Raw genomic sequence first — 12,349 nt, forward strand, 5'->3', positions numbered from 1 at the left:
TCCCGAGGAAGTAGGACGCTACTCCCGGTGGAGTTCCCGGACGCGGACGACTCCCGTCTCGGAGCTTGCGTGCGTCGTTGTCAGACGGGGTCGCCGGCGATCTCAGCGGCGATCCGGCTGGCGACCGCGTACGGGTCGCCGGATGGCTGAGTCGGGTGCGCCTCGGTCTGCTGGCTCCACGCGTCGCCGCGTGCTCCCCAGTCGGAATAGGTCGGCGGGTGGCCGCTGGCGATCGTCGCCGGCAGATCGTCGAAGAAGCGTTTCCACCGCGGCCGGTAATAGCCGCTGAGTAGTCCGAGCCAGTCGCGGTTGGCATAGTCGCGCAGGACAGGTTGGGCCTTCGACGTCCAGATAGTGAGGATCGATCGCGCGTTCCATTCCAGGATTTTGCGTTCATCGTCGTCGGTGGCCCAGCTCTTTGCCTGTTCCAGCCAGGTTCCCAGGAGCCAGTCCTTGTTGGTTGCCAGGATCTGTTCGGTCAGGTCGAGCGCGCGCAGGAAACGGTCGGTGTGCCGGCGTACGTCCGCCTCGTTCTTTGCCTGGTACGCAGCCCTTACCTTGTCGACCAGCAACCGCGCGCGGTTGGCCAGTTGCTGACGGGTCACGTCCACGAGGTCGTACTGGTAGGTGGCAAGTGCACGCACCTTGTCGTCGATCGCGAGCATCTCCGTGAGGCATGGCGCGAAAACAGCCGGGTCGTATCGCCACTGGTCGGGGCCGAACACGCAGGCCGAGCCCGGTGTGAGCGTGGGTTCGACTGCGAACGGTGTTTCGAACGGCCCTTCGCCGGTCGTATGCCCGGTGGCGGCGTACGAATACGCGGTCTTCAACAGAATGCGCCACGCGGCGGCGGCATGTGGGTCGTCGACGCCGTAGCGGCGTCGAGCGTAGTTGACGATCCACGTTTCGAGGTCGACCGGACTGTGTCGCCAGGCCACCTCGCCGAGCAGGTCGGCGACGACGGGATTCTGGTGCGTTCCCTCCGGCACCCAGGCTGTGCCGACCAGCCGGCGGCGCGCCGGGTCGGTCCGTACGGTCTGCAGAGTCCGGCCGGGTTCGATGAGGTTGCCAAACATTCCCAGCCGGCCACCGAAGTTCGCGATCGTCCCCCAGGACCACGGCACTCCCCAGTATGCTTCGGTGTCCTGCCATTTCCGGCTGTCGTCAGAATCCAGGTCCATCACGACGACGCGATTCTCGTCGACGGCATTGAGCACGTCGAGCCGGGGATTGTCCTGCCATCCCTGCAAAATCCAGATCGCGTCGGGGACAGCGCGGTTCAGCGCGTCCTGGACGGCCTTGGCCGCCTCGCCCAGATCCGCGCCGTCCAGAAACGAGGGCAGCACGTCGTCGCCAACCTCGAAGAACAAGTCGTTGGAGTAGTGCGTTGTGGTGCCGAAATGTGTCTTCTGCGCCGCATAGAACCGCGCGGCGACCTCGGGAAAAAGTGCTTCGGTGGTGTCCAGCCAGTACGGTCGTGGATGGCCGGCATAGTCGGACTGCGCCGGAATGTGGGTGCCAGGGTGCAGATCGGCGAACGCCTCGTCCGGCACATGCCCCACAAACGCGGGAAAGACCGGCGTGATGCCCAGTTCCTTCATCCGGTCGATGATTTTGTTGCCGAGCTCGGCCCGCTTGTTCATCAGCGCTACGCTGACCGGGCCGCTGTATCCTGACGCGTCCGCGTCATATCCGGTGATCTCGCCGTACCATTGCCACGGCTGGTGCGCTGGTTGCGCGATCCACTGCCGGACGGCGAGTTCGTCCATTCCGAAGTCGCGGAACGTGTCATACCAGACGATTTCCTGGCCGACCAACGCCAGTGCGCGGTTCGTGCCGCTGGCCGCGAGATAGTCCAGCTCCCGTGTCCACTCCGACCAGGTCCAGAACGGCGTCGTGTAACCGAAGACCGTGAAGTTGTAGGCATACCGTTCCGCCAGTTCCGTCGACTGGCGAACAGGCGTGGCGGGTGCCGGCAGCACGTCGGGCAACGAGATACGGTCGCCATTGGTGGAAAGATGACCGCCGGCGACGTACTTCAACCACCAATGCACGCCGGAGATCGCGGCGACCGTACTCGTCGCGTTGACAGTGATATGGCCAGCGGTGCCACCGATCTCGAACGCGTCCGCTTCGCCGGCACCTCGGGTCAGCGGGCCGATCGCGAACTGGCGACCGGCATTCGTGCCGACAAGGCGGAAGATCGCGGCCTGCACGGGGGCTACCTCGGCCGGTGTGGCCGACCAGGCCGATGCTGGGACTGCCGGGATTGCCAACGTTCCCGCCGCCGCCAACGAACTGAGGAGAAACGTACGTCTGGGAATGTTACCCATTGATGAAGTCCTTCCGCCGGAATGGCTGAACGTGGCGCGAGCTTACTGGTGCGTACCTCTTGTGTCACCCAGTTCGGGGCTGTCTCGCCGATTCCCGTTGTGAACGAGCGCCGCGCCAAGAGGAAGGAGAGTGCCTAGCCAACCAAAATGCCGGCGATCAGACACCGGGCATTGTCGACAGAAGATGGCCGACGACCGCGGGCCAGTCGGCAACGTGGGCAATGGCCTGGTGAGAGACACCTCTGCCGCACCTGTCGGCGAGGGCAGGCTCGCACAGGTGGGCAGAGGCGGCTCACCCCCCATGCCACATGAGTGAGCGGGATCGGGGGAGCGCCGCCCGCTCATGTGACAAGGACCAGAGGCCACTTACCTGGTCGCGCGGCATGGGGACGATGGCCGCGCGCCGGTCTGAAGCTACGGCGGCGTTGCTTATCCCGTCGAGGAAGAACAGGAGGAAGTCTTGCGGAGGAATGCGAACGCGGCAGGCGAGGAGGCGCGATGGCGAGCGATTCTCCAGTGGGATTACGGAAAACCGTGGGCGGTCTGTGAGCCATCGCTTGACCCGCCGGCAGGCAGGCAAATACTGATCTGCAGCTGGTGGGTTTCTGTCGCGGAAAGACCCAATGTGCGACAGCCGGATGACTCCGAAAGGAAATGTAACTGTGAGACGGCCCGAGATGATGGTCGGTCTGCCTGTGCTCGTCATCGTGGGATCCCTGGCCTGCGGCGTCGTGCCCGCTGGTGCTGGTGAAATCTCGTACGCGCAAGGCATCGCCACGTATGCTGGGACATTCGGCAGGCCCTGCCATACCCGCGACGTGAGGGTGTCCGGAGCGGTGGCGACACCGCCGACGATCGACATCCCGAGGTACTGTTCGGCGCCACTGGCCCTGTTGACCAGGGATCTGGCCAAAGGGATCGGCCCGGCCGCCATGGCCGGCAGCTCGGTCACGGTCAACTACGTGCTGGTGACCTGGTCAGACGGACGAGTCGCCGACAGTTCATGGCCCGACAAACCGTTCGTGGTCGATCACCTTGGCGGCGGCGAGGTGATCGCCGGCTGGGACCAGGGCCTGGTCGGGGTCCGGCCCGGGACCCGGCGACTGCTCGTCATTCCGCCGGAGCTCGCCTATGGCAGCAAAGGCGTGCCTCCCGTGGTCAAGCCGAACGAGACGCTCGTCTTCGTCGTGGACGTGATCGCTGTTTCATGAGGATCTCCCCGTACGCCTGACATCTTGCGTTCCCGGAAAGAATGCCTGTCATTGTTCGTGGCGTCGGGTGGCGCCTGAGAATATTTCGACGACATCGCGCGATTTCCCGGCCGGCCTCTTGACGCGCCTGACCGTGTTCCGATACTGGTGCATACCTGTTTTCGAATCCGTCGTACGGAGAGTCTTTGATGAAACGTCCCAGTCGCGCTCTCCTGGTCGCCGCGGCTCTCGGGCTGGTGACCGCGCTGGCTGTTCCCGTCACCCCGGCCGACGCGGCCCGGCCCGCGGCGACGGTCAGGCCGCACGTCACGCCACGCGGCACGTTGTCGCCCGACGCGGTCGCGCGGATCAACGACGCGGTGAACAACACCTCCGACCAATGGGGAAACGAGCTGGTCAATGCCCCGAACGGGCCGAGCCTCGCGGCGGTGCGGCCACTGCTGCCGCCGGTGACCAACGCCGGACCGGGCCATTCCGCGTCGGGCTATTACTACCTGCCGATGACCTATCCGAAGCCGACCGCGGCGACCTGGCAGGCCACCCGTGCGTTCGCGCTGCAGGTCGCCGACGGAAGCCAGATCCTGTCCAACTATTCCGAGGGTGCGGCCACCCAGACGGTGAGCTTCGGGGTCGGCGCCGACGGCAACGAGGCGTACGGCAGCCAGCAGGCCCACCTCGCCGACCCGCAGCTCGCCGGCGGCTACCTGCCGATTCTGGTGAACAGCTACACCGACGGCACCGGGACCCGCTTCGACCGCGAGTCGTACGCCATCCGGGTCGGGTCCGACACCGGGCCGCTGGTGAGCTTCGTGAAATTCACCGTCCATCCCGGAAACTCGGCCACGACGCTGCGGTTGAACCTGAACAACCCACAGATCGGCGGCATCGGTGTCAGCGGCAACACGCTTTCCGCCAACGGCCAGTCGTACGTGAAGTTCAGCGGCTCGCCGTCGTGGAGCTCGCCAAATCTGAGCTATGGCATCGATCCCTCGGCCGGTGTCCAGGACATCTACCTGATCGTCGCGAACACGCCGGCCAACCTGTCGTCGGTCGGCGCCGACGCGACCGGTTATGCCAACGCCCGCCAGCAGGTGTCCTCGTACTGGCAGAACGTGCTGTCCGGCGGTGCGACGATCAACGTTCCCGAGGCGTACGCCCAAAACGCCATGCGAAACCTGCTTCTGCAGGACCTGGTGATGGCATTCCAGCAGAGCATCGGCGACGGCTACGAGAGCCCCGCGAGCGATTTCGCGTTTGTTCCTGAGCTGGACAGCTCGGTGAGCACCCTGGGCGAGTTCGGCTACGACACCGACTTCCGGCAGGACCTGTCCGCGCTGCTCGTTCGTGGCCAGGGAGACGGTGCCTTCCCGGACTGGGAGAAGGGCTTCAAGCTCCAGGAGGCGGCCTCGTACTATTTTCTCACCAACGACTCGTCGTACATCTCGCAGAACCTGAACACGTTCACCGGTTGGCTCACCGGTGCCGGCGGCTTCCAGGCACAGATGGCGGCGAACAACAACCTGGTCGAGAAGGAACAGTATGTCTCCGACATCGCCACGCCCGTCTACGGACTGAACCACCAGTCACAGGTCTGGCGCGGCATGCGCGACTTCGCGATCGCCCTGCGACAGATGGGAAACACCTCGCTCGCCGATCAGTTCGCCGCCCAGGCGACCACGTTGCGCACGGCGATCCTGTCGGCGGTCCGGCAGTCCGAGACGAAGCTGTCCGACGGCTCCATCTTCGTGCCCATCCCGTTGCTGGACCCATCCGAGAAACAGCCTTTCGAGCCGATCACCGGGTCGCGTTTTGGCAGCTACTGGAACATCATCATCCCGTACGCGCTGGGCACCGGGATTTTCCCGGCCGGCAGCCCGGAGGCGACCGGCATCGCGACCTACATTCGCAACCACGGTGGCCTTTTCCTCGGCATGACCAGGTTCAATTTGTACGGCGGCGACGCGGGCAACTGTGAGGTCGACGCGCCGCTGAACTTCCCGGCCAACGCGCCCGGCTACAAGACGACCGGCGTCGACCAGCAATATGGCTTCGGCTGGACGAAATACCTGTCCGACCAGGGCGACGCGGGCGGGCTCAACATGCAGTTCTACGGGCAGCTCGGCCAGGAGCTCGCTCCGAACACGTTCATCGGCGGCGAGGGAGCGACGCTTTCGCCCTGCCCGGGCGAGTACGACCGCAGCATGTTCTTCCCGCCGCTGGCCGCCGGCAATGCCGTGCCGCTGCAGGCGATGCGCGGCATGCTCGTCTCCGAGGGACTGGCCGACGACGGCACCCCGCGGACCTTGAACATCGCGCCGGCGACGCCGCAACAATGGCTGTCGGACGGGCAGAACGTCTCGGTCGGCAAGCTGCCGACCGACTTCGGTCCGCTGACGTACAGCATCGCTTCCCAGCTCTCGCAAGGAAAAGTCACCGCCTCCATCACCCCGCCGGCGGCCGCGCCGGGGCGGCTGAAGCCGACCGACGTGGTCCTGCACCTGCGTACGCCGGCCGGCTCTCGGCTCTCCGGGGTCACCGTGAACGGCGCGTCGCATGCTTTCGACGCGACCGCGCAAACCGTGGACCTCGGCGCGATCTCGGCCAACGTCACCGTGCTGGCGCAGTATTCGAGCGCGGCGGTCGGCGCGAACCAGGCGGTCCCGACCGTGCTGTCGGCCGCACCCGATGTCGTACGCCCTGGCCAGGGCCTGCCGGTGTCGGGCACGGTCGAGGCGGTGGGCAGCGGCACGGTGACCGGCACCGTCGCGGTCTCGGCGCCGACCGGCTGGACCGTACCGTCGCCGGCCGGGTTCTCGGTCGCCAGCTCTGGCTCGATCGGCTGGCAGAAGTTTCAGACCTTCGTTCAGCCGCCACCGAACACGCCGGCCGGCACCTACCAGGTCACGGTGACGACCACGCCGTCGGGCGGCAGCCCGGTGTCCCGAGCGCTGAGCGTCACGGTCGCCACCCCATCCACCTCTGACTACGCGAGCCTGGTGGAACTGGACCATCCGACCGCGTACTGGCGGCTGGACGACACCGGCTCGACCGCGGTCGACTCCTCGCCTTACCACACCAATGGCACCTACCAGGCAGGTTCGGTGACCAGCTCGTCCGGGCCGTTCGCCGGCGACACCGCGGTCTGCCTCAACGGCAACGGATACATGTCGGTGCCGAACTCACTCGCGGTGTCGCCATCGGCGGCGACGTCGTGGGAGGCATGGGTCAAGGTCAACACGACGCAACAGCAGTCGATTGTCGAGAAATACGACGGTCCGCACTACAACGGCTTCGGCGTACGGCTGATCACTGGCAACAAGCTCCAGGCGTTCATGTTGGACCGCAGCGACACGCTGCCGCCGGCCATCACCAGCACCCGGTCCGTCCAAACTGGACAGTGGTATCACGTCGCGGTCAGCTACGACGGGACGACCATGGTCCTCTACCTGAACGGCCAGCCGGTCGGGTCGGTCGCCAGCCCAGCGCCGACGTTGGGCAGCAACAGCCTCAAAATCGGCGCTCGTGGCGACGACGCGGGGACCCGGCTGAACGGTTGTGTCTCGCAGGTCGCGATCTATGACCACGCGTTGGCATCGGCGACCGTACGGGCACATTACCTGCGTGGCATTCTGCAGGCAGGCGGTGGCGCTGAGGGCTCGCAGGCGATGGTTTTGCAGAGCCAGCAACAACATTTCTTCGGCACGACCGCGTCCGGCAACGCCGAACACTGGTTCTGGGAACCGTCGAACAACACGATCCTGCACGACGTGTGGGCCAGCGGTGTCACGGGTGTGCCGACCGCGGGTCTCGCGGACACCGGGCAGCAGCACCTTTGGGCCCGCGGAACAGACGGCAGCATCCGGCACGCGTACTGGACCCCGTCGGACAACACGATCCGGCAGGACACCTGGGCGCCCTCCGGGTCGGTCGCCGCCGACCCGGCCAGCGCGATCGTCGGCAGCCAGCTGCACGTGTTCGGCATTGACCCGAACGGGACGCTGCAACACTGGTGGAAGGACGAAAAACAGGGCTCAGTCACCCACGACACCTGGACCGGTGGTGTCGCACTCACTGGCCGCCCGACCGTACTGGTGGACGACAACGGGACCATCCACGTCTTCGGCCGCGGCACCGACGGAAGTCTCCAGCATCTCTGGGAAACCCTCGCGACCGGCACGGTCCAGCACGATGCGTGGGCGCCGGCGGGTTCGATCGCCGCGGACCCGGTCGCCAGGACAATCGGCCACCAGGAACATGTTTTCGCGGTGGACGCGGCTCACGGCCTGCAGCACTGGTCCGTGGAGCAGGGACAGGCCACCCCCGGGCACAACACCTGGGCCACCGATGCCGGGTTGGCCGGCCGGCCGACGATCATGGTCGACGACACCGGTGCCCAGCACGTCATGGTCCGCGGTGGTGACGGCAGCCTCCAGCACTTCTGGTGGACGCCGGCCGACAACACGATCCGGCACGACACCTGGGCGCCGGCGGGCTCGATCGGCGCCGACCCGACCGCGATGTTCATCAACCGCCAGCAACACGTCTGGGCGGTCGACGGCAGCGGGCACGTCCAGCACTGGTTCTGGGACGAGAACACCAACCAGCTCAACCACGACGACTGGACCGCGAGAGCAACTGCCGCCGGCAGCTCGAAGAGACACTAGTGGCGTGTTTCCGAAATGGCATCCCGTTTCAGAAACACACCATTAGCAACGACACATTCGCCGAGAAGGACTCGGCGGGTGTCTCCCAGCACTGACTGACGAACATGTGGAAAGGTGACAGATGAAACCCGCACGGATTCTCGCCATTGCGCTGAGTTTTGGCTTGACTGCTGCCATCTGCTCGGTCGGCGTACCCGCGTCCGCGGCGCCGCCGCAGCACGACGTGGACGTGCGGCTCGCCGCCGTGAAATATCTGACCGACGACGGCAACCCCGCCGACTACTGGTACACGCACGTCGGCGTGCGGCCGGTGTTCGCGGTGAAGCTGGTCAACAGCGGCCAGAGCACGGAAAAGCGGGTGACCGTACGGATAACCACACCGGCCGACTGGGACGTACGCGCTCTCACGACCGATGGTGATTACTGGTCGTGCCACGACGACGATGCGGCGGTCATTTGCGGGAGCACGTTCACCGCCGCACCCGGCGGGGAGTGGCCGGACCTGAACGTCCAACTGAACTATGGCAAATACGGTCGCGGCGAGATCCACGCCGGCGCGCGGCTCGGCGGCAAACCGCCGGTCGCCGGCGAGAACGAGGCCGTCCACGGCCTCTTCTGGGACACCAGCGCCTGATCAGGCAGGAGTAATTCGTGGCCAAGAGGCGAGATTTGTTGCGTTCCGCGGCTGTGGCGGCCGGTACGTCGGTCACCGCGGCGGCCATCGCCAGGACCGTACCCGCCGCGGCGGCTGCCGCGCCCGGTTCGTCGGCGCAGGCCCCGCTGCGGGTCCACCTGCTGATGTTCGAGGGCGTCGAGGAGCTTGACTACGCTGCGCCCTACGACGTGCTGTCGCATGCGAACCGAATGGGCCGGCCGATCGAGGTGAGCACGGTCGCGGTGGATCGGCCGGGCACGGTGGTTGCCTGCTATGGCACCCGTATCGAGGTGTCTGGACGCTGGGCGCCGCGTACGGCCGACCTGATTCTGGTGCCAGGTGGCGGATATGGCAGCCCGTCGGAGCCCGGTGTGGCGCGCGAGGTCCACCGTGGTGTGATCCCGGCGGCGCTCGCCGCGGCCAAACGTCCAGGGCTGGTCTTCGCATCGGTGTGCACTGGGACGATGCTGCTGTCGGCCGCAGGCCTGACCAGGGGACGGCCGTGCACGACGCACCACCTGGCCAAGCAGGATCTGGCGGCGCAGGGCGGGAAAGTGGTCGACGCGCGGGTCGTCGATGACGGCGACCTGGTCACGGCCGGCGGCATCACCTCCGGTCTCGACCTGGCCCTGCATCTGCTGCAGCGTACGTTCGGCTCGGAGGCAGCACTGCACGGTGAGACCATCCTGGAGTACGAGCGGCGCGGCATTGTGTGGAAACGCGACTGAAAACAGCTGACGTTGGCTCCGGCAACAGGCGAGCACGTCGTTGCCGAGCGTCTGGATGCACCGCCGCAGCATTATTCCCATTGGTAAGGGGAAATGACCGATGCATGGACGCCTTTCCCGAGTGTTCTTGGCCGCCGCGCTCGCGGCCGCGGCTCTCGTCGGCCTTTCGCCGGCGCCGGCCGTGGCCGACGGCCCGGTCTCCACCGTGACGGCCGACTTTTCCGTCAACGACGGCACCGGCTCGCCGTACGTTTTCGGCGGCACCATCAACCACCTGGACGAGCCCGCGCAACTGGACGCGCTGCGCCAGTCCGGCGTGAAACTGCTCCGCCGTGACGCGTACCTGTCCGAGATCGTCCCGAACACGACGATCGCCGACTGGAACGCCAACGTCGGCAACGTACGCGATCCATCCACCTGGGACTGGAGCAAATACGGATGGGTCGACCTCTATCACAACCGCGGATTCAAAATCCTGCTCATCATGAGCTACAACACGACGTGGTTGTGCACGAGTCATCCCGGTCGGGCCGACTGCGCGCACCAGCCGCCGTCCGACTTCGGCATCTACGAGGACATCATCGGCAAGATCTACCAGCACTTCACCGGCAAAGTGGACCTGGTGGAGATCTGGAACGAGCCAAACCTGAGCGGCTTCCTGAACGTCCCGGAGGCCGACGCCATTCCGGTCTACGAGGACATCTATCGCCATGCGGCGCACGCGATCCGCGGCGTCGACGCCGGTATTCCGATCGGCGGACCGGTCATCTCCGAACCTGACGCGACGAACAAGGTGTGGGCGAACGCGCTGCTGCAGGACACCCGCATTCCGCGCGAGGACATCAACTTTCTCAGCTATCACCACTACACACCCGTCGCCAACGACACCGTTGCGCTTTGGCAGTCGATCGCGCGGGACAATGGCCGGCCAGACCTTCCGGTCTATGTGACGGAATGGAACTACACGGCCGCTTTCAACGTGAACCCCATCGTCGGCGACCACCCGGACATGGTGAGCTACGACGCCAACCGCCTCACGGCGCTCTATCGCCAGCACGCGGCCGGCGCGACCTTTTACGCCGACAACGTGCAGTCCTCGATCGACACGAGCTTTTTCACGACGTACGCGAACGGGACGCTGACTCCGAAGGCACGCACCTTCCGGATGATGTCCACCGATCTCGGGCTCGGTGCCGGCAACGGGACGCTCGGCGGCATTTCGTACGGCAACCCGGTGACCAACGCCGGCGCGGCGACCAATGCCGCCGGTGACCGGGTCGCCTGGGTTGTCAACGATGGCACCGATCCACTGCAGGTCGATCTGCGGCTGCTCGGCATGGGAAATGGCAGCGGTCCGGTGTGGGCCAACGTTTTCGAGGCCAGTGCCAATCAGGCGGTCACCTCGCCGCGCTCGACGATGTCGTTGGCTGTCAGCGACGGCGCGGCGACCCTACCGCTTGGCGTGCCAGCGAAATCGGTCGTCGGCGTGCGGCTCACGCCGTACGCGATCGCCGACCAGACCAATCTGGCGGCGACCGCGACCGTCACCGCCTCGTCGCAGACCGCCGGCCTGGAGGCCAGCAGGGTCACCGACGGCATCACCGGCCGATGGGGCGTCGGGGAATGGGCATCGGCCGGGGAGCGTACGCCCTTCGTGCGGCTGAGCTGGCCGGCGGAGCAGTCGATCGGACGGGTCGTGCTCTATGACCGGTCCAATCCGACCGACCAGGTTTTGGGCGGCACACTGACCTTTGGCGACGGCAGCACCGTACATGTGCCGGAGCTTCCCAACGACGGCACCGGAAAGTCGATCACCTTCGCACCGCGTACGACTGATTCGGTGACATTCAAGGTCGACTCGGTCAGCGGCGGCACGCTGAACGCCGGACTCTCGGAGTTTCAGGTGTTCCACGGCGAAAACGTCGCGCCGGACGCCACCGTCACCTCGTCGTCCGAGCTGGACACCGAGGCGCACGCGCATGGCGACGCGGTCGACGGCATCGTCGGCCAGCCGAACGGGCAATGGGTGTCCACCGAGTCGACGCCGTGGATCCGCCTCAGCTGGCTCAATCCGCGGCCGGTCGACGAGGTCGTGCTGACCGACCAGGTCGGCTCGGCCGGCCACGCCAACAGCGGAACGCTCACCTTCAGCGACGGCAGCAGTGTGCCGGTCACCGGCATCCCGACCGATGGCACACCGAGGTCGGTGCCCTTCGCCTCGAAGTTCGTCAGTTGGGTGCAGTTCCACGCCTCTGGCGGAACCGGCCCGAACGTCGGCCTGTCCGAGATGCAGGTTTTCCAGGAGGAAAACCTCGCCTCGTCGGCGGACGTGACCGCGTCGTCGGTCTATCGCGACCCCACCACCGGTCTCACGCTGCCGGCCTCGATGGCGACCGACGGCACCATCAATCAGTGGTACGTCGGCGAATGGGCATCCAACGGCGACCCGCGACCGACCTTGTCCCTCGATCTCGGCGCCGCGCGGTCGGTCGGTCGTGTCGTCCTCTACGACCGAAACAATCTGATCGACCAGGTCACCGCCGGCACGTTGCGGTTCGGCGACGGCTCCACTGTCGCGGTTCCCAGCCTCGACAACAGTGGGTTGGGCACGTCGGTCACCTTTCCCGCCAGGTCGACCACGTCGATCACCTTCACCGTCACCGGCGCTCGTGACGGCACGCTCAACAACGGTCTGTCGGAGATCCAGATTTTCGCCGCATGACAGGAATCTGACATTTCAGAAGGCGGAAAAGCGCTC

Annotated in this window: 6 protein-coding genes; 5 read left to right on the forward strand and 1 reads right to left on the reverse strand. The window is 66.1% G+C overall.

What is annotated here, in order from left to right; all coding sequences use genetic code 11:
• Nucleotides 1-80: 80 nt before the first annotated feature.
• Entirely contained in the window at nt 81-2,216 is a 2,136-nt protein-coding gene (locus GNX95_RS23360; RefSeq protein WP_163509518.1) for an alpha-N-acetylglucosaminidase, read from the reverse strand.
• Between the two features lie 794 nt (nt 2,217-3,010).
• Between GNX95_RS23360 and GNX95_RS23365 the strand changes: the two genes are divergently transcribed.
• From GNX95_RS23365 to GNX95_RS23385, 5 genes are all read left to right on the forward strand, one after another.
• A complete protein-coding gene (locus GNX95_RS23365) occupies nt 3,011-3,544 on the forward strand; it encodes an FKBP-type peptidyl-prolyl cis-trans isomerase (protein WP_163509519.1) in 534 nt (177 codons plus the stop codon).
• A gap of 188 nt (nt 3,545-3,732) precedes the next feature.
• Entirely contained in the window at nt 3,733-8,208 is a 4,476-nt protein-coding gene (locus GNX95_RS23370; RefSeq protein WP_163509520.1) for a LamG-like jellyroll fold domain-containing protein, read from the forward strand.
• A gap of 121 nt (nt 8,209-8,329) precedes the next feature.
• Nucleotides 8,330-8,842, forward strand: coding sequence for a hypothetical protein (locus GNX95_RS23375; RefSeq protein WP_163509521.1), 513 nt, complete (start codon nt 8,330-8,332; stop codon nt 8,840-8,842).
• A gap of 17 nt (nt 8,843-8,859) precedes the next feature.
• Entirely contained in the window at nt 8,860-9,591 is a 732-nt protein-coding gene (locus tag GNX95_RS23380) for a DJ-1/PfpI family protein (RefSeq protein ID WP_222853836.1), read from the forward strand.
• Between the two features lie 100 nt (nt 9,592-9,691).
• Nucleotides 9,692-12,313, forward strand: a complete 2,622-nt coding sequence (locus tag GNX95_RS23385) for a DUF7402 domain-containing protein (protein ID WP_163509522.1) — start codon at nt 9,692-9,694, stop codon at nt 12,311-12,313.
• The last annotated feature ends 36 nt before the right edge of the window (nt 12,314-12,349 follow it).

The sequence above is a fragment of the Fodinicola acaciae genome (assembly GCF_010993745.1).
GTDB classification, from domain to species: Bacteria; Actinomycetota; Actinomycetes; order Mycobacteriales; family HKI-0501; genus Fodinicola; species Fodinicola acaciae.